This is a genomic window from uncultured Bradyrhizobium sp., assembly GCF_936928535.1.
Taxonomy (GTDB): domain Bacteria; phylum Pseudomonadota; class Alphaproteobacteria; order Rhizobiales; family Xanthobacteraceae; genus Bradyrhizobium.
Map to the genome: position 1 here is coordinate 147,809 of NZ_CAKZHY010000098.1, position 18,052 is coordinate 165,860.

13 protein-coding genes are annotated in these 18,052 nt (G+C 63.6%); 5 read left to right on the forward strand and 8 right to left on the reverse strand.

What is annotated here, in order from left to right:
* Positions 1-21: 21 nt before the first annotated feature.
* Positions 22-855 carry a PhzF family phenazine biosynthesis protein gene (locus Q0687_RS20915; RefSeq protein WP_298880658.1) on the reverse strand — a complete coding sequence of 278 codons (834 nt, stop codon included), beginning with the start codon at positions 853-855 and terminating at the stop codon, positions 22-24.
* Between the two features lie 207 nt (positions 856-1,062).
* Here Q0687_RS20915 and Q0687_RS20920 point away from each other — a divergent pair, with 207 nt between their 5' ends.
* Positions 1,063-1,875, forward strand: a complete 813-nt coding sequence (locus Q0687_RS20920; RefSeq protein ID WP_298880661.1) for an FkbM family methyltransferase — start codon at positions 1,063-1,065, stop codon at positions 1,873-1,875.
* Between the two features lie 130 nt (positions 1,876-2,005).
* On the opposite strand, the gene Q0687_RS20925 is transcribed toward Q0687_RS20920, so the two are convergent.
* Positions 2,006-2,218 carry a hypothetical protein gene (locus tag Q0687_RS20925; protein WP_298880664.1) on the reverse strand — a complete coding sequence of 71 codons (213 nt, stop codon included), beginning with the start codon at positions 2,216-2,218 and terminating at the stop codon, positions 2,006-2,008.
* Positions 2,219-2,333: 115 nt separating this feature from the next.
* On the opposite strand from Q0687_RS20925, the gene Q0687_RS20930 reads away from it, so the two are divergent.
* Both Q0687_RS20930 and Q0687_RS20935 read left to right on the forward strand, forming a co-directional pair.
* On the forward strand, positions 2,334-2,609 hold the full coding sequence (locus Q0687_RS20930) for a hypothetical protein (RefSeq protein WP_298880668.1): 276 nt from the start codon (positions 2,334-2,336) through the stop codon (positions 2,607-2,609).
* 245 nt (positions 2,610-2,854) lie between these two features.
* Complete coding sequence (locus Q0687_RS20935) at positions 2,855-3,814, forward strand: acyl-CoA desaturase (protein ID WP_298880670.1); 960 nt, start codon at positions 2,855-2,857, stop codon at positions 3,812-3,814.
* A 278-nt stretch (positions 3,815-4,092) separates the two neighbouring features.
* Here Q0687_RS20935 and Q0687_RS20940 read toward each other — a convergent pair whose 3' ends face one another.
* From Q0687_RS20940 to Q0687_RS20950, 3 genes are all read right to left on the reverse strand, one after another.
* Positions 4,093-5,292, reverse strand: coding sequence for a hypothetical protein (locus tag Q0687_RS20940; RefSeq protein WP_298880672.1), 1,200 nt, complete (start codon positions 5,290-5,292; stop codon positions 4,093-4,095).
* Positions 5,293-5,575: 283 nt separating this feature from the next.
* Positions 5,576-6,091, reverse strand: coding sequence for a ParB N-terminal domain-containing protein (locus tag Q0687_RS20945; RefSeq protein WP_298880674.1), 516 nt, complete (start codon positions 6,089-6,091; stop codon positions 5,576-5,578).
* A gap of 168 nt (positions 6,092-6,259) precedes the next feature.
* Entirely contained in the window at positions 6,260-8,491 is a 2,232-nt protein-coding gene (locus Q0687_RS20950) for a hybrid sensor histidine kinase/response regulator (protein WP_298880675.1), read from the reverse strand.
* Between the two features lie 305 nt (positions 8,492-8,796).
* Between Q0687_RS20950 and Q0687_RS20955 the strand changes: the two genes are divergently transcribed.
* Positions 8,797-9,318 carry a hypothetical protein gene (locus tag Q0687_RS20955; protein WP_298880677.1) on the forward strand — a complete coding sequence of 174 codons (522 nt, stop codon included), beginning with the start codon at positions 8,797-8,799 and terminating at the stop codon, positions 9,316-9,318.
* A 554-nt stretch (positions 9,319-9,872) separates the two neighbouring features.
* Here Q0687_RS20955 and Q0687_RS20960 read toward each other — a convergent pair.
* Positions 9,873-13,637 carry a vitamin B12-dependent ribonucleotide reductase gene (locus tag Q0687_RS20960; RefSeq protein WP_298880678.1) on the reverse strand — a complete coding sequence of 1,255 codons (3,765 nt, stop codon included), beginning with the start codon at positions 13,635-13,637 and terminating at the stop codon, positions 9,873-9,875.
* Positions 13,638-14,407: 770 nt separating this feature from the next.
* Here Q0687_RS20960 and Q0687_RS20965 point away from each other — a divergent pair.
* On the forward strand, positions 14,408-15,304 hold the full coding sequence (locus tag Q0687_RS20965; RefSeq protein ID WP_298880680.1) for a DMT family transporter: 897 nt from the start codon (positions 14,408-14,410) through the stop codon (positions 15,302-15,304).
* Here Q0687_RS20965 and Q0687_RS20970 read toward each other — a convergent pair.
* Together Q0687_RS20970 and Q0687_RS20975 are read right to left on the reverse strand one after the other, a co-directional pair.
* Positions 15,270-17,546, reverse strand: coding sequence for a CHASE3 domain-containing protein (locus tag Q0687_RS20970; protein WP_298880681.1), 2,277 nt, complete (start codon positions 17,544-17,546; stop codon positions 15,270-15,272). The genes Q0687_RS20965 and Q0687_RS20970 overlap by 35 nt on opposite strands.
* On the reverse strand, positions 17,543-17,956 hold the full coding sequence (locus Q0687_RS20975; RefSeq protein WP_298880682.1) for a response regulator: 414 nt from the start codon (positions 17,954-17,956) through the stop codon (positions 17,543-17,545). The genes Q0687_RS20970 and Q0687_RS20975 overlap by 4 nt, the downstream gene beginning before the upstream one ends.
* Positions 17,957-18,052: the final 96 nt, after the last annotated feature.

Below are 18,052 nucleotides of genomic sequence, written 5' to 3' on the forward strand. Positions count from 1 at the left end.
CGGTCGCGACGCGCTGTTTCATCAGCTCTCCATGAACCGCGCCGTGCCCGACACCTTGATAGAACCGCCTTTGGCCGCGCCGATCTCGGCGTGGATCAGCGAGCGTGCGCCCATGTCCTCGCCCTGCACGATGTCGATGGCGCCGCCATGCGGCCAGCCGATGTCGCGCAAACAGCCTGCGAACGCGGCGGCGGCCGCGCCGGTGGCGGGATCCTCGACGACGCCGCCGGCAGCAAAGGCGTTGCGCACGTGGAACAGGCGCGGTGTCTCCACATTCACCAGCGCGATGGTGATGAGACCTTCACGCGCCATCAGCGCGCGGCCGCGTTCGAAATGATAGGCCATGCGCGACAGCGCCGCGCGCGAACGCAAAGCCAGCAGGACGTGATCGGCCCCGCCGTGAATTTTCGCCGGCGGAAGTTGTGGGTCGAGATCGCCGGCCGCATAGCCGAACAGCTCCAGCAACTCACCGCGCAATGAGGCATCGAGCGGCGCGCTGCGCGTCGGCGGCGATTGCAGCGCGGCTGCGATGGTGCTGCCGTCGCGTTTGCCTGAGACGGAAATGACCGCATCGTTGAGGTGCAATTCGAAGCTGCGCTCGCCAAACCGATGCGCGAGCGCAGCGCCGAGCGCGATGGTGGCGTGGCCGCAGAACGGCACCTCCATGGCCGGCGAGAAATAGCGGACGCGCCAGGCCTCGCCTTCGGGCGCTGCAAAGGCGGTCTCGGAGAAGCCGACATCAGCCGCGATCGCCTGCATCCTGGCGGCCTCGGGCAGGACCTCGCCGATAAAGACGCCGGCGGGATTGCCGCCGATGTTGCCGTCGGAGAAGGCGGAGATGCGGAGGACCGTCATGGGGTGATTCCTGGATGGTGGCCGATAGCCGGTTTCGTAGGGCGGGCAAAGCGAAGCGTGCCCACGCATTTTTTGCAATCGAGGGAGGTCGTGGGCACGGCGCAAGTGCGCCTTTGCCCACCCTACGGCACCGCGTTTCAGGAGCAAGCTTCGCATAAGCCGACTCCGCGATAACGGAATCCACTTAAAGTACGGGGAGATTCCACAATGCCGATCGCGGGGCAAAAGCTGGCCTTTGTCATGGCCTCGTCCAACCATGGCACCATGATCGTCAATCGCTTCGACTATCGCATGGTCGGTCCTGATCGCGGCTATGGCGTCGGCTACCAGATCCTGGAAGCGGCCGCGTTCGATCCCGGCGAGGTCAAGATCGCGCTGGAACTCCTGGCCCTCAGGCGCAAGCACCATGGCGACGGCGTCATCGCCATCGATTGCGGTGCCAATATCGGCGTGCACACCGTCGAATGGGCGTCCGCCATGACCGGCTGGGGCTCGGTGATCGCGATCGAGGCGCAGGAGCGGATCTATTATGCACTGGCCGGCAACATCGCCATCAACAACTGTTTCAATGCGCTTGCCGTGCACGCGGCCGTGTCCTCGGAGGCAGGCACAATGCAGGTGCCGAACCCGAACTACTTCACCCCGTCGAGCTTCGGCAGCCTGGAGCTGCGGCCGCGCCCCAGCAACGAATTCATCGGTCAGCAGATCGACTACAACAAAAATACGGTTCTCGTGCGCAAGATGACGCTGGACGAGCTCAATCTGCCGCGCGTCGATTTCATCAAGATCGACATCGAGGGCATGGAGATGGAGGCGCTCAACGGCGCCAGCGAGACGATCAGGGCCCATCGCCCGATCCTGCTGATCGAGAAGATCAAGACTGATGTCAAGCAGCTCGAGCAATGGCTGGCGGAGAACCGCTACCGGCTGATGACGCTCGGCATCAACATTATCGCCATTCATGAAGCAGATGTGTGCCTGAAGGAGATCAACGCCGGCCCGCAAACGCGCGCAGCTTAGGTGCGAGCTGCCGTAGGGTGGGCAAAGCGATAGCGTGCCCACGCATTGTTCGCGACCGGGAGAGATCGTGGGCACGGCGCAAGGGCGCCTTTGCCCACCCTACGAGCTACGGCATCTTGTCCTGGGTAATCTATTTCTGAACGACGGTCTGTGCGCCCGACGACGCCGGCGCAGGCTCCCAGGGCGCGGGGAGAACGACGCGGATCGGGCGGGCCGCGCTGGTGGTGTCGGTGGTGCTCACAGCAGCCTTCGCAGGCTGTTCCGGCGCGGTTTCGGCCGCGGCCACGGCGATGGACGCCAGGATCAAACTCGTTGCGATCACCATGGCCCGCAGGTCAAACATGTCTTCGTCCTCCATTGGTACCGAGAACGATCGAGCGTGAAAAAAGTTCAGCGCGATGAATTGACTTGCCTTGGGTGGCCGCCTCCAGCACTCTTGCCGCGAAGGAGATCAACGCATGAAAATCATGACTGTCGCCTGTGCGCTCGGAGCGGCGCTGGTGTTGCTGGGGTCATCGGGTGCGGAGGCGAGGGCGCGGAAAGCCGTCGTCGTGCGCGCGCCCCAGGAGAGGCTGATCGTCACGGCGCCCGTGCTCCGGCCGACGCCGTGGGACTACAACGTCGTTCCGCGCTATCGCTATCGGCCCGAGGACGACCGCGTCGATCCCTACGGCCCGCCGTTCGTGCCGTCCTATATTCGCTACGAGGGATGGCGCTGGCCGTATTGGTGGTAGTGCCGGGCAGTTCGCAGCTCTCGTAGGGTGGGCAAAAAGCCACAGCGTGCCCACGCATTTTTCGTGACCGAGAGAGGTGGTGGGCACGGCGCAAGTGCGCCTTTGCCCACCCTACGGCACCGGCGATTGACGGGCCGTTTGGCGCCATTAACCTGGGTTTCGGCTCCGCGTTCCCCCGGCCTTGCCTGGGATTTCCCGCCTCTATAGCTTGCGTTGCGGGAAGTTCCGGGAATGGATCGGCTGAAATGACCGTGGTTGAGAGTGTGGTTGCCGAGGCGGGCGCTCAGCCGAAGATGCCGCCCGGCGTGCTGGTCGAAGGCCCCGTGGTCGACGCCAAATTTCGCGATTCCTACATCTCATTCTCGATGATGATCGCAGGCTCGATCGGGGCGCTGATCTGGGCCTTCACGCAAGGTCTTGGCCGCGTCGAGATCTCGGTGTTTGCAGGCATGTTCGCGCTGACCACAGTCGGGATCGGCTTCATGCATCGCTACTTCGTGCACCGCAGCTTTCGCGCCGGTCCTGTGATGCGGACCATCTTCGCGGCGATCGCGACGCTGGCGCTGCAGGGCTCGATCCTCAAATGGGTGAGCAACCACCGGCGGCACCATCTGCACTCCGACAAGCCCGGCGACGTCCACAGCCCTTACTATGACGGCTTCGGCCATCGCATCGAAGGCTTTGCCAAGGGTATGGGGCACGCGCAGGGCGGCTGGGTGTGGGACCAGGCCACGACCGATGCCGAATATTATGCGAGGGACATCCTGGCCGACCCGATCGCGATGTTCTTCACCCGGACGCGCTGGTACTGGTACGCGCTGTCGGCGCTGATCATTCCTGCTGCGATCGGTTACGCCTTCGGCGGCGTGCACACCATGATCGGCTGCGTGCTGTTCTCCGGCCTGTTCCGCAGCTACATGATGACGATGGCGACCTCGCTGGTGAACTCGGTCTGCCACAGCGACGGCCGCTGGGGCTATCGCCGCTACCGGCTCGACGACGGCACCACCAACGAGCTGGTCACCACCTTCATCACCTTCGGTGAAGGCCTGCACAACAACCATCACCGCTTCCCGCGCGATGCCTATCTCTCACACGCCTGGTACGAGATCGACATCAACGGCCTGATCATTTTGGGGCTGGGGAAGCTCGGGCTGGTGCATGATATCTTCATTCACCCGGAAAATGAGCGCGGGCGGGATTGAGGCGGCGCTAGGTCGACGCCGCCCGGCGGGGCGGGGCTGTCGCATGCGGATTTGGCGAAGATTGTCGGTGGCTTGCTCGGCCTCTCCCGCTTGCGGGAGAGGCCGACGCGCTGCGGGCGATGCGAAGCATTGTCCCGCGAGCGGCGGGTGAGGGTTCTTTCCTCTGGGGGAGTGTAAACGGCCGATGGGTTTCGCCATGCTCAACCCATCCCGCAGACCGTGCGGGATGGTCGAGCGAAGCGAAACCCATCAGTCCTTCCGGATAAGCGGGATCGCGCTCAGACGATGAAGTCGGTTTGATGCAGAGCCGCCGTGTGGACACCGTCCAGCGTGATGGAATCATTGGCCGAAAGATGAATCACGGCATTGCCGGCGGCATTGTCGCTGATCAGGTGCGACAGCGCGGTCCAGTCGGCAAAGCCGTAGTCGTGCACGTTGATCAAATCGTGCTCGGTCGCGGTGCTTCCCATCGCCTTGTTGCCCTGATTGAAGTCGTTGACCGTGTCGTTGCCGGATCCTTTGTTGAAGACGAAAGTGTCGTTGTTTCCTCCGCCCCACATCTGGTCGTCGCCGGCTCCACCGTTCAGCTTATCCATGCCGCCGGTGATCGAGTCGGGTGATGCGGGTTTGTAGGTCTGCGCATCGCCATACATGAAGTCCCGGCCGGTGCCGCCGTTGAGGATGTCGTTGCCGCCCTGGGAATGCCCCGACATGATCGGCGCATCGCCATACATCGTCGAGTTTGAATCCGTGTACTGGCCTTCGATCTTGGCGGTCAGGACGTCGTCGCCGCCTCGGGCGAAATCCATCAGGGACGTCGACGAATCTCCCGACATCGATGCACCGGATATCGGGCTGCCGCCCAGCGTCGCGGTCAGATTGTCGTTACCCCCTTGCGCGAGGCCGCGCAGGGCACCGATGGCGTCGCCGCTGAGGGTCGCCATGCCGTCGCTGGTGGTCGCGCCGACATTGATCGTGTCGTTGCCGCCATGCGCGGTATCGATCATGGAACCGCCGGCATCGCCTGCAAACAAATTGGGGCCATCGCGCCACCCGATCGAGCCTGTAATGATGTCGTTGCCGCCGTGCGAATTGCCCGACATGTCGCCCGCGACGTCGCCGAAGGCCGAGACAGGGGTGTAGAGCGTGCGATCGGCCTCCACGACGATGGTGTCGTTGCCGCCGGTGGCGTTGTCGATCATCGATTGGGCGTCGCCGACCACGACGGCGGCGTTCCAGCCGTAGTTGAAATTGACCGTAAGCGTGTCGTTGCCGCCGTGGGACAGGCCATGCAGCACCGTGGTGTCGTCACCGAAGATCGTGACCTTGGCTTCGGGCTGATCGAGGTTCGCCGTGACAGTGTCGTTGCCGCCCCAGGCGTCCGTGAGGGTCGGGAAATCAGGATCCCCGTTGATGGTCTCGACCTGGCCAAACTGGTCGAGGGTGACGTCGATGGTGTCGTTCGGCAGATGCTGCATGGCATAACTCCCATTTCCATTGTCGGAAGCGGGCCTTGCGTCTGCGTATTTTCTTGCAAGATGCGTTGTTGACCACGCTTCGCAGGTGGCAGCCTACCCCTGGTAGATGGCGGAGATTTGCAGGAATTCGGGAGAGAATTTGATTTGCGTGCGTGGAACTGCGGCGACGATCGTGGAGATCATCTCCGCAGGCCGTGTGTTCCGCGAATGATTGGGCGGGTTAGCCCCGCGCAGATGCGCTTCACGCATCTGCAGGACCCACCCTACGAGCTGGAGCCCGACATCAATAGCGGCCGCCGCTGCCCTTCTGTTGCGTGATCCAGGCCGACAATGATTTCGGCGCCGCTTTCGCAGTCCGGCCAGGAGATGCCTTCGGATTGTCGCGGACGCCTTTCGCCGGACGGGTGCGCGGCGCTTCCGTTGCGCTGGCGCGGTTCAAGGCCGCCGTCGATGCCTCTGCGGCTTCCTTCTCGAGGCGCAACTGTTTCAATCGCGCCATCTTGAGGCGCTCAGCCTCGACTTCGGGACGTTCGGCGAGCTGCGGCTTGTGTTGAGCAAGCTCGGCCGTAACAAGGACACCGAGAATGGTCGCCTCGCCGAGCGCCTTGCAGGCCTCTAACCGATGCAGCCCCTCGACCAGAACGAGGCGGTCTCCGTCGCGCCTGATGGAAATGGGCTCCTGTTGTCCGATGTCCAGCATACTTTCCGCGATCTCCCCGACGGTCTCGGGCCTGATGGCCTTCTTCTGCTTCGTGGGAACGAAGATCTTCTCGATCGGGAAGCTTTCCGGTTTGGGCATAAGTTTACTCCGCTTCTACCGGGGCCGTCGGAACCATCTCGGTGGGAGCGGGAGTTTAGGAGGGAAGGGCTCGACTGCAAAGGCAAATTCGAAAGGACGTACGGCGGGGCGCGCGTTCCGCGAGCACGGCGTCATATTCCCCGCAAATCGGGCGCCGCTTAATGGTTGCTACGGGCTCGGAAGCCGGGTGCGCAGCAGGTTCACCAATTCGACGATCTTGAATGGCTTGGTCAGGATGTGGTCGAATCCCATGCGCTTCATGTTGCTCATGTTGGCTGGCATGGCATCCGCAGTCAGCGCGACAACAGGAATGTGCGCGGTGGAAGGATCTTCGCGCAGGCTCTGCAGGACGTCGAATCCCTTGCCGTCGGACAGGTGAATGTCAGTGATGACGAGATCGGGCTTTACAGATCGCGCAATGGCGATCCCGTCCTTGACGGTCTGCGCATCGAGCAAGCGGATGCCTCCCGCAGTTTCGACGACGCCACGCATCAATTCGAGATTCGGGATCTTGTCCTCGATATAGAGAACCGTATTCCGCGCAAGTGGGGTCGTGGCGGGCAATGGCGTCGCAATTTTCGCTGACGTCGCCGCGGTCTCTTCGGCGGCCGGCAGGTCGACCCAGAATTCGGTGCCCACTCCTTCGGTGCTGGCGAAGTCGATGCGGCCGTTCATGGCCAGCACCAGCCGGCGGCTGAGGGCAAGACCGATGCCGGTCCCCTCGACCTGGGTGAGCTCGGCGCCGAGGCGATTGAACGGCTGGAATATCTGGTCGCGAAGCGCGTCAGGGATGCCCGGTCCGGTATCGCGGACGATGAAGCGGACCATGCTGCCGACCGGGATCGCCGAAAGCTGAACCCAGCCGCCCGGGACGTTGTACTTGATGGCGTTGCTTCCGAGATTGAGCAGGATCTGGATCAGACGGGTCCGATCGGCGGTGACGAGCGGAAGGTTTGCCGAGGTGTCCACCGTGAAGACAATGCCGCTCTTGCGGGCCTGGAGCTCCAGCGTGCGGCTCGCTTCGGTCATGATCTCCAGGCAATCGAGCGTCTCGAGGTCGAGCTTGACGTGTCCGCTCTCGAGGCGGGCCATGTCCAATACATCATTGATGACATGTTCGAGGTGCTCGCTCGCCGTCATGATGTTCTCCGTGTAACGAATCCGGCGATCGCGCCCGAGCGCGTCTCCCGCCCCGTGCAGCAATTGCGCGAAGCCGGAGATGGCGCCGAGCGGCGTTCGCAACTCGTGGCTCATCGACGCCAGAAAATCCGACTTCGCCCGATTGGCTTGTTCAGCCACCTGCTTTGCGACCAGCGCCTCGCGCGTCTCCGCTTCTCTCTGGACGCGCTCGCGCTCGCGCAGCGCAATCAGCTGCGAGGCCCTGACTAGCGCCTGGCCGACCTCGTCGATCTCGGTGATGTCGGTGACTGAAATAGAGGGCTGTCCCGGTGACCCCAGTGCGAGGGCCGGGCGGCTGAGCTTTCGGATCGAACGGCTGATGCGGGCACCGAACATCGCGGCCGCGAGGCAGCCCAGCGCTAGCAGCGTAACGGCCGTTGCTGCGTTGAACGCGATCGACTGCCGGGCGTTCGCGGTCAGATCGGCGAGCGGAATGCCCATGCCGACCGTCCAGCCGGAGCGGGGGGAGCGGCTGAAGCTGCTGAAAATCGGGATGCCTTCGACCGTCGTTGTTTCGATGCTGCCCTCAGTGACCTCCGAGAAGCGTCGGACAAACTCCGCCGCGCCCTTCTTGCCGACGAACTGATCCGGGGCATGCGTGCGCGCCACGATGGTGCCGGTGCCGTCGAAGATCGCGGCGACCCAGCTTGGCGGAATGTTCTGCCTGCGCAGAATCTCGCTCAGGCGATCGGGCGTGATGCCCATGGCCAGCGTGTAGATGATCTTGCCGTCGGCGAGCACCGGAACCTCGACCACGAACAGCCAACTATCGGCAACCGGACCGTGAAAGAGATCGGAAATGACGGGTTTGCCTGTTTCCAGAATCCGCCGCACCACGTCGGGCTGTCCATGCCGGGGCAGGGCAGCGCCGAACGGCCGCAGCGTATTGAGGACCTGCTGCGTCGCGGGATCGGTGAGGACGATGTTGCTGCCGGTCAGGACCGTCAGCGCCTCGCGCGCCTGCCCGTAGAAGCCCTCGAGATTGCCGGAGGAGAGGTGAGGCGATGTTGCGAGCGCCTGCAGCGCGGATTGCACGCCGTACAACTCGGCGTCGACGGCCTGGATCAGCGCGCGGGCGGTTGCGATCGTGCTCTGACCGACAAAGGCGGTATTCTGCCGGTAGGAATGCACGATCAGAAAACCCGCCGCCAGCGTCACCGGCAGAACGCAGGCGATGACCAGGCAGATCAGCCAGAAGCGTATGGTCCTGTGATGCCACATGACGCTCTCGCGCGGGCCCGCAACGATGCAAATTCGTCGCGCGCCGGTGGTCCCCTGTGGGCGCTTCGGCCGTCGCTGACGGCCGAGACAAAGGTGGTCATGACCGGGATTAGGTCAGGGGGACTTGATCCAGCGCAAGATAATTCTGGTCGGGGGGAAAGTGCTACTGGGGGCGCAAAAGGCCGAGCGCGGCAATCAATGGGAAGCGGTCGCGCGTCGTACAACTGGAGCTATAGAATCTGCCGCTACGGTCACAGTGCATTCAATCGACATGGTCATGAAGAAAAGTCGGTCGGCAATTGTGAATGACGCCACAGACGGCGGCCGTCCAGTCTGCTTATCTGCCGCCAACAGGCCTCTCATGCGCGCGTTTGGCATTGCGCATCGAGCGCCATCGCATTTCAAGATCTTTGGGTGATCACTATGGCCGTTTTTCATCGCACCGCCATGCTTTGCAGCTGGTTCATCGAGTCCACCATGAGCGGGTGTACCGAGAGATTTCGCGTGCGCTGAACAGGGCGCACAGAGAATTTCCGGAAGGCCCCGCCGGTGACGGGGCTTTTTCATGTTTGCAATCTGCCCATTCCCATCAGGCGGAGCCTTCGCGAGAAGGAGGCACGGTCATGTGGGATTATTTTGGACCCGATTTCGCTTTCGACGTGGTGAAAGGAGTGGTCGCCGGAGTGGCCTCTTTGGCATTCCAGGTCGTCGCGCCGCGGACGTATCGTGCCGCAAAGCAGTTTCGTGCGCGCTGGGTTGCGAAGCGGGCGGCGCGGCGGGCTGCACGACAAGCGCGTCGAAATGTGGTGACGAATGATGAGCAATGAAAAGCGAGTAGCCCGGATGGAGCGCGTAGAGTGGGTTAGCCGAAGGCGTAACCCACCAACTTTGATCCGCTCTGAAAGCGAAGAGGCGGGTTACGCTACGCTAACCCACCCTACGCGCTGAAATAAAGAAGCAGAAGTCCGCGCACGGACTTCTGCCCCTTATCTTTACATCAGAGCTTTGATGATCGCTGCGACTCCGAAGAGGCACAGCGCAACATTCACCCTGACTTCGATGATGATCTGAGGTTTTCGCATTTGAAGCCCTCGGATCACGCCGGCGCAATCCGTTAGGGTTGCGTCTCACGTCCCATCGAACGAATAAGCCGTCGTTCACAGGTGCATCGGCCCACCTCTGACGTTCTAGAACCGTCGTCGGTAGCCCCGAGCCGCCCCGAGGAGCGCCGCTGTATCTCTGGAAGCTTTGATCTACCAGACTTTAGCGACGGGTCGGGTCTCGGGATGCGACGTGTCCATTCGAATGGCTGCTTTGCGAAGGCAGTTTCGTTTGGGGTCGCAATTCTGTGCTCCTATCTCACTTACCTCGCATCTACCCCTCACGAACACCCCGTCGTGCTGCCGCACGTATCGCACTTCATGCACGTGCCGTTCCGCACCAGCGTGAAGTTGCCGCACTCGCTGCACATCTCGCCTTCGTAGCCCTTGGCCTTGGCTTCCGCGCGGCGCTCTGCCTTGGTGGGGACCGCAGTCGTTGCGGCGCTGCCGGCCTTGCTCCACTGGAGCGCCTCGAGCTTCTCCGTGGGGGAGAGGTCGTGCTGCGCTTCCTGCTTCAGGGCGACGGCGCCTTCGATGGCATCGCCGACGCGGGCAGATGTGCCGTGGGCGAGGGCCGTGACCTTGCTGCCGCCTGATGGCGCGCTGTCGTTGCCTTGCGCGATCGCGGCGCTGCCACCGCGCATCACGACGAGGTTGTCGGTCCGCGAGCGGGTGAGGCCGCGCGAGACCAGCTTGGTCGCGTGGTGGGTTTCGTCAGGCTCCTTGCCTTCCTCGACGCCCTTGCCGAGCGCGTCAAAGCCCGTCTCGTTGGGATCGACATGGGCGAGATCGAAGCGCGACATGTAGCTCACCGCGAGCTCGCGGAAGACGTAGTCGAGGATCGAGGTCGCGTACTTGATGCTGTCGTTGCCCTGCACGGGGCCCGCCGGCTCGAAGCGGGTGAAGGTGAAGGCGTCGACATATTCGTCGAGCGGCACGCCGTATTGCAGGCCGAGCGACACCGCGATGGCGAAGTTGTTGATGAAGGAGCGGAGCGCCGCGCCTTCCTTGTGCATGTCGATGAAGATCTCGCCGAGACGGCCGTCGTCGTATTCGCCGGTGCGCAAGTAAACCTTGTGGCCGCCGACGACCGCCTTCTGGGTGTAGCCCTTGCGACGATCCGGCATCTTCTCGCGCTCGCGCATCACGATGATGCGCTCGACCAGCTTCTCGACGATCTTCTCCGAGACCTGGGCGGCACGCGCCGCCATCGGCTTCTCGTAGAGCGTCTCGACCGCATCGTCCTCGTCCTCGTCATCGCTGATGAGCTGGGAGTTGAGCGGCTGGGAGAGCTTGGAGCCGTCGCGATAGAGCGCGTTGGCCTTCAGTGCCAGCTTCCACGACAGCATGTAGGCGGACTTGCAGTCCTCCACCGTGGCGTCGTTCGGCATGTTGATGGTCTTGGAGATCGCACCCGAGATGAAGGGCTGGGCGGCGGCCATCATGCGGATGTGGCTCTCGACCGACAGATAGCGCTTGCCGATCTTGCCGCAGGGATTGGCGCAGTCGAACACCGGGTAGTGTTCGGCCTTCAGGTGCGGAGCACCTTCCACCGTCATCGCGCCGCAGATGTGGACGTTGGCCGCCTCGATCTCGCGCTTGGTGAAGCCCACGGCCTGGAGCAGGTCGAAGCCGGGAGCCGCGATGGCTTCAGCACCGATGCCGAGCTGGTCGCGGATGAAGTCTTCGCCAAAGGTCCACTTGTTGAAGGCGAACTTGATGTCGAAGGCGGTCGGCAGGGCCTTCTCGACTTTTGCAATCGCCTCATCGGTGAAGCCCTTCGACTTCAAGGTCGAGGCGTTGATGCCGGGGGCGTTGGAGAGCGAGCCGTGGCCGACGGCGTAGGCCTCGATCTCCGCGATCTCGCTCTCGCGATAGCCGAGCGCGCGCAGCGCTGCGGGGACCGCACGGTTGATGATCTTGAAGTAGCCGCCGCCGGCGAGCTTCTTGAACTTCACCAGCGCGAAATCAGGCTCGATGCCGGTGGTGTCGCAATCCATGACGAGGCCGATCGTGCCGGTGGGCGCGATGACCGTGGTCTGGGCGTTGCGATAGCCGTGCTGTTCGCCGAGCGCGAGCGCCGCATCCCAGGCCGCCTTGGCATGGGCGACGATGTCCTGTTGCGGGCACGAGGCGTGGTCGAGCGGCACCGGGTTGACGGAGAGCGCCTCGTAACCGCCAGGCTCGCCATGCGCGGCGCGGCGGTGGTTGCGGATGACGCGCAGCATGTGCGCGGCGTTCTTCTTGTAGCCGGGGAAGGTGCCGAGCTCGGCCGCCATCTCGGCCGAGGTCTTGTAGGTGATGCCGGTCATCACAGCGGTCAGCGCGCCGCAGAGCGCACGGCCTTCCTTGCTGTCATAGGACAGGCCCATGGTCATCAGGAGGCCGCCGATATTGGCGTAGCCGAGGCCGAGCGTGCGGAACTCGTAGGAGAGCTCGGCGATCGCGCGCGAGGGGAACTGCGCCATCATGACGGAGATTTCGAGCACGATGGTCCAGAGCTGGCAGAGGTGCTCATAGCCGGTGACGTCGAACTGCTTGGTCTCGGTGTTGTAGAAGGTCAGCAGGTTCGCGGAGGCGAGGTTGCACGCGGTGTCGTCGAGGAACATGTATTCCGAGCACGGATTCGACGCGCGGATGTCGCCGGACGCCTTGCAGGTGTGCCAGTCGTTCATGGTGGTGTTGAAGTGCAGGCCAGGGTCGGCCGACGCCCAGGCGGCGTAGCCAATTTTTTCCCAGAGGTCGCGCGCCTTCAGCGTCTTCGTCACCTTCTTGGAGATGCGGGCGTTCAGATTCCAGTCGCCATCGGTCTCGACGGCGCGGAGGAAATCGTCCTTCAGCGAGACCGAGTTGTTGGAGTTCTGGCCGGAGACCGTGAGATAGGCTTCGCTATCCCAGTCGGTGTCGTAGGTGTCGAACTGGATGTCCTTGTAGCCTTGCTTGGCGAACTGGATGACCCGCTTGATGTAGTTGTCGGGCACCAGCGAGCGACGAGCCAGCTTGATTTCCCGACGGAGCGCCGGGTTCTTCTCGGGGTCGAAGCAATCATCGCCCGAGCCTTCGCAGTTCACGCAGGCCTTCAGAACCGCCTTGAGGTGCTTCTGGTTGATCTTGGAGCCGGTGACGAGGGCGGCGACCTTCTGCTCCTCCTTCACCTTCCAGTCGATATAGGTCTCGATGTCAGGATGATCGACGTCGACGACGACCATCTTGGCGGCGCGGCGCGTGGTGCCGCCCGACTTGATCGCACCCGCTGCGCGGTCGCCGATCTTGAGGAAGCTCATCAGGCCGGACGAGCGGCCCCCACCCGACAGCCTCTCGCCTTCGCCGCGCAGGCGCGAGAAGTTGGAGCCGGTGCCGGAGCCATACTTGAACAGGCGGGCTTCGCGGACCCAGAGGTCCATGATGCCGCCCTCGTTGACGAGATCGTCACCGACGCCCTGGATGAAGCAGGCGTGCGGCTGCGGATGCTCGTAGGAGGATTTCGAGCGGGTCAGCTTGCCGGTGAAGGGGTCGACGTAATAATGGCCCTGGCCGGGACCGTCGATGCCATAGGCCCAATGAAGACCGGTGTTGAACCATTGCGGCGAGTTCGGCGCGACCATCTGCATGGCGAGCATGTAGCGGAGCTCGTCATAGAACGCCTGGGCGTCCTCGTCGGACGAGAAGTACTTGCCCTTCCAGCCCCAATAGGTCCAGCAGCCGGCGAGGCGGTCGAACACCTGTTTTGCACTGAGCTCGCTGACGAAACGCTCTTTCTCGGGCAGAGCGGCGAGGGCTTCGGTATCCGGGACCGAGCGCCACAGGAAGGAGGGGACGGATTCCTCCTCGACCTTCTTCAGGCGCGCGGCAACGCCGGCTTTACGGAAATACTTCTGGGCGAGCACGTCGGAGGCGACCTGCGACCATTCGGCCGGGACCTCGACGCCGTCCATTTTGAACACGACCGAGCCGTCGGGATTCCTGATCTCCGACGTGGTCAGGCGGAATTCGATTCCCGCATAAGGTGACTGTCCTACCGTGGTGTGGCGCCGCTCAATCCGCATGGTCTTGCCCCGTCCTATTCTTTTGACCTGTCAGCCCCTCGTTGAGGGCGTCCGGGTCGACATTTCGTTTCGCGTTTCCTTCAGGGCCTCATCAGCCCCTGGCACCGCAGTTCAGCCGGTGGATCCGGCCCAGTTTCTCCCGACGTGATTCTTCGATGCGTGCATCGATCATCCCGCCGGCATGTCCAGACCCATCCGCCCCCCAAGGGGATGCGCCCGACATGCGTTCAAACGCCCCACGCCGTCACAACGTCTACTGTTGCCATCCGAGCCTGTTGCCGGCCCGTTCTGGCGCCGAAAAATCCGCCTATCGAGGGCAGACAAGCCCTCATCCCGCTGCCTTCGTCTGGCTTGGCGGAGTGCAGTTATGCGGACCCTTTGGGGGAGTGCCGGCGGGACGCAAACTCACTCGCGCCGAACGGTCCGAAAGCTAGGACTCTCCGCTGCGCCCGTCAAGAACTAGTGCGGGTTCCTGAATCAAATACTAAATATGGTGGATTATGGGGGATAACAGGGGGCGATGCCCGCTCCTGTGTTGAGCCAAGTATCAGTGAGTCCTCAGGGATTCCCAACCGAAAAAATTTGCATCCCGAGATGTTCCGGACGCTTCATCCCGCTGTTCACAGGGCAGCTATATTTTTGGCCGATGGGATTGCGTCAGCGGGACTCACGTAGTGGTACGGAAGATGAGGGCAGGCATGCCCGCCGGGGTGGTGGTGTGAGGTGCGAATCCGCGCCAAGCTGACCTCTGATTTTGCCGGACTGCCCTCATGCTTGATTCGACTCGCCGGGATACGCGACCGCGTATCGCCCCGGCCGGCCTGATGTTCCTCGCGATCACCTCGATCGGCTGGGGATTCAACTGGCCGGTGACCAAATTCCTGATTGGCGAGCTGCCGCCGCTGACGCTGCGCGGCGTCACCGGCGTGCTCGGCGCCGTGCTGCTGGCGCTGCTCGCGCTGGTGCGCGGCGACAGCCTGAAGGTCGCACGCGCGATCTGGCCGCGGCTGCTGACGGCCGCCATCCTCAACGTCACCGGCTGGATGGTGCTGATGGGGCTGGCGCTGCTCTGGCTGCCGGCGAGCGAGGCGGCGCTGATCGCCTACACCATGCCGGTCTGGGCCTCGCTGATCGCCTGGCCGGTGCTCGGGGAGCGGCCGACGGTGTTGCGCACGCTTGGGCTGGTAATGGCCTTCGCCGGCCTCGCCTCGATTATGGGCGGCAACGGCATCGCCGCCAGCGCCGAGAAGGCGCCCGGCATCATCATGGCGCTGTGCGGCGCGCTCGGCTTTGCCATCGGCACGGTATTCTCGAAGAAATACCCGATCCATTTGCCACCGATCGCGGCTGCGGCCTGGCAGATCGGCATCGGTTGCCTGCCGATCTCGATCGTCGGCCTTTTGGTCGAGACCTCGCATCTGGACAAGGTGACGCCGGTCGGCTGGTGGCTGCTGCTCTATTCGACCGTGGTGCAGTTCTGCATCGCCTATGTCAGCTGGTTTGCGGCGCTCGCCCGCCTGCCGGCCTCGGTCGCGGCGATCGGCACGATGGCGGTGCCCGTCATCGGCGTCGTCGCCTCCGCGATCGCGCTGCACGAGCCGCTGGGGCCGGGCCAGATCGCGTCGCTGATCTTCACGCTGGCGGCGGTGGTGCTGGCGACGCGCTAGCGCCGCCCCCCAGCGCCTTGCGGATCATCTCGGCGAGCTGGTTGCGGCGGTATGGTTTGGTCAGCAGCATCACGCCGTCATCGAGCTTGCCGTGGTGGACGATGGCGTTGTCGGTGTAGCCGGAGGTGTAGAGCACCTTCACACCCGGCCGGCGCCTGGCGATCTCGTCGGCGAGCTCGCGGCCGCTCATGCCGCCGGGGATGACGACGTCGGTGAAGAGCAGGTCGAATTCCTGGCCGGCCTCGATCATCTGCAGCGCGGCCTTGCTGTCGCCCGCGGCCACCGTCTTGTAGCCCAGGCTCTGGAGCTGCGCGGTTACGAAATTGCGCACCAGCGTATCGTCTTCGACAATGAAGATGGTCTCGGCGCCGCCTTCGGCCTGGGGCGTTGCGGTGGCCGTGGCGACGCCGGGGCCTTCGCCCGGCGGCAGATAGAGCTTGATCGTGGTGCCGTGGCCTTCCTCGCTGTAGATCTTGATGTGGCCGCCGGATTGCTTGACGAAGCCGTAAACCATGGAGAGGCCGAGACCTGAACCCTTGCCGACCTCCTTGGTGGTGAAGAACGGCTCGAACGCCTTTTCCTGGACGCTCTGCGCCATGCCGGTCCCGGTGTCGCTGACGGCGAGCATCACGTAAGGGCCGGGCCGTACGTCGGCATTGGATTGCGCATAGGCATCGTCCAGCACGACCCGGTGGGTTTCGAGCAGCAGCTTGCCGCCGTTCGGCATCGCGTCGCGGGCGTTGATCGCCATGTTGAGCACGGCATTGGCGAGGCGCGACGGGTCGATATGCGCCGTCATCGGTCCCTGTTCCAGAACCGTCTCGATCTGGATCTGCTCGCCGAGGGTGGGGCGCAACAGCTTTGCGATGTCGGCGATGGCCGCATTGATCTCGACGTCATGCGGCTGCAGCGGCTGTTTTCGCGCGAAGGCCAGCAGGTGCTGAATCAGTTCTGCACAGCGCTCGGCGGCGTCGTCGATCAGGCGCGCGGTGCGCTGCAGCTCGGGCTGCTCCTTCAGGCTCGCCACCAGCGTCTCGGTATTGCCTGATATGACGGTCAGCATGTTGTTGAAGTCGTGGGCGACGCCGCCGGTCAGTTTGCCGATCGCATCCAGCTTCTGCGACTGCTGCAGCTGCCGCTCGGTCTCGCGCGAGGCGGTTGCGTCGTGATAGACCAGCACGGCGCCGGAGATGTTGCCTTGCCCGTCGCGCATCGGCCGGCCGCTGACCATCAGATGGCGCGCATTGTTGCCACTGTGCGGGCGGACGATCATCTCGAGATCTTCGAACGCGTCGCCGCGCAGCACGCGCACCGAGGGCAGTTCATCGGACTTGAGCGGCGTGACACCGTCGCCGTGGAACACGTCGGACAGCGCGCGGAGATTGCCAAGGCTCATGCCGGCCCGATGCAGCAGCATGCGCTCGGCTGCCGGATTGGACAGCAGCACGGTGCTCTCGGCGTCGATCACCAGCACGGCCTCTGCCATGCTGCGGAACGTGCTTTGGAGCACGTTGACCGACAGCCGCAACTCGTCATGGGCGGTGACGAGGTGCTCGGTGCGTTCGGCAACGGCAGCTTCGAGCGCCTCCTTGGCGGCCTGGGTCTCGTGCAGCGAGCTCGTGAGCGCGACCTGGGTGCGCTGGCTCTCGCGCATCACCATGAGCACCAGCAGCAGGATCACCAGGGCGCCGGCGACGTCGATGCCGAGCAGCACGATGCCGGTGCGGCGCGAATCCTGCGACCGCGCGCTGAGCAATCGCTCTTCGCCGGCACTCAGCCGGTCGAGATTGCCCATCACCGTGTCCATCAGGCCGCGGCCTTCGGCCTTGCCGTTGAGCGCGGCAATGCCCGCCGCATCGTTTCCGGCGCGCAGGCGCATGGCCTCGGCGGCGACCTCGATCCGGCGCAACACCAGCGGCTCGGTGCTCTCCAGCAGCGCGATCTGATCGGGATTGTCGCGCAAGCCGCGCTTGAGCTCGGCGAGGGCGGGCGCGATCTGGCCGTGCGCCGTCTGGAATTCGTCGTTGAAGCTCGAACTCCGGTAGATCTCGTAGCCGCGCGCAGCGCTTTCGGCGTTGCGGATCAGGGCGCGCAGATCCGAGATCTTCTTCAGCACCCCAACGGTGTGACTGACCCAGGCGGTATCCGACCGCGACTTGACGTCGAGGCCGATCGAGGCGGCGGTGATGAGCAGGAGAACGGCAAGTCCAGCACCGAGAATGACGCGCTGCGAGGAGTTCAAGGGGCCTCTTTCTGGTCCTTCGGCGGCGCGCTCTGGCCGAGGCATTCCCGGATCGTAGTCAGCAGCGTTTCGGGCGTGAAGGGCTTGCGCAGGCAGCGCATCGCGCCGAGCTCGAGCGCCATGCGCAGGAAGTCCGGGGAGGGCGAGGCTGAAGAGGCGAAGGCGTAGCCTGACATGGCGATCAACGGAATCGCGGGAGCACGTTCGTGAAAGATGCGGATGGATTCAAAGCCGCGCATATGAGGCATGAAGATATCGACCAGCATCACGTCGAACGTCTGCGCCTCCAGCGCAGCAAGCCCCGTTTCGCCGCCGTCGGTCAACGTGACGTCGAAGCCCTGACGCAGGAGGAGGACCTCGATGGTCGCGCCAACCATCGGATCGTCATCGACCACGAGAATACGCGGCATGACCTTTCCCAGTAGATCGAAGTCCCCACAGCGATTGGTGATATAGGCGAATCGTGCGCCGGGTCAATTTTGGATTGGGCCGAAATGGATATGCAC

What these genes read in the sequence shown, in the direction of transcription:
- Q0687_RS20915 (WP_298880658.1), bottom strand. Translation starts at nt 855, where the DNA reads ATGACGGTCCTCCGCATCTCCGCCTTCTCCGACGGCAACATCGGCGGC.
- Q0687_RS20920 (WP_298880661.1), top strand. Translation starts at nt 1,063, where the DNA reads ATGCCGATCGCGGGGCAAAAGCTGGCCTTTGTCATGGCCTCGTCCAAC.
- Q0687_RS20925 (WP_298880664.1), bottom strand. Translation starts at nt 2,218, where the DNA reads ATGTTTGACCTGCGGGCCATGGTGATCGCAACGAGTTTGATCCTGGCG.
- Q0687_RS20930 (WP_298880668.1), top strand. Translation starts at nt 2,334, where the DNA reads ATGAAAATCATGACTGTCGCCTGTGCGCTCGGAGCGGCGCTGGTGTTG.
- Q0687_RS20935 (WP_298880670.1), top strand. Translation starts at nt 2,855, where the DNA reads ATGACCGTGGTTGAGAGTGTGGTTGCCGAGGCGGGCGCTCAGCCGAAG.
- Q0687_RS20940 (WP_298880672.1), bottom strand. Translation starts at nt 5,292, where the DNA reads ATGCAGCATCTGCCGAACGACACCATCGACGTCACCCTCGACCAGTTT.
- Q0687_RS20945 (WP_298880674.1), bottom strand. Translation starts at nt 6,091, where the DNA reads ATGCCCAAACCGGAAAGCTTCCCGATCGAGAAGATCTTCGTTCCCACG.
- Q0687_RS20950 (WP_298880675.1), bottom strand. Translation starts at nt 8,491, where the DNA reads ATGTGGCATCACAGGACCATACGCTTCTGGCTGATCTGCCTGGTCATC.
- Q0687_RS20955 (WP_298880677.1), top strand. Translation starts at nt 8,797, where the DNA reads ATGACGCCACAGACGGCGGCCGTCCAGTCTGCTTATCTGCCGCCAACA.
- Q0687_RS20960 (WP_298880678.1), bottom strand. Translation starts at nt 13,637, where the DNA reads ATGCGGATTGAGCGGCGCCACACCACGGTAGGACAGTCACCTTATGCG.
- Q0687_RS20965 (WP_298880680.1), top strand. Translation starts at nt 14,408, where the DNA reads ATGCTTGATTCGACTCGCCGGGATACGCGACCGCGTATCGCCCCGGCC.
- Q0687_RS20975 (WP_298880682.1), bottom strand. Translation starts at nt 17,956, where the DNA reads ATGCCGCGTATTCTCGTGGTCGATGACGATCCGATGGTTGGCGCGACC.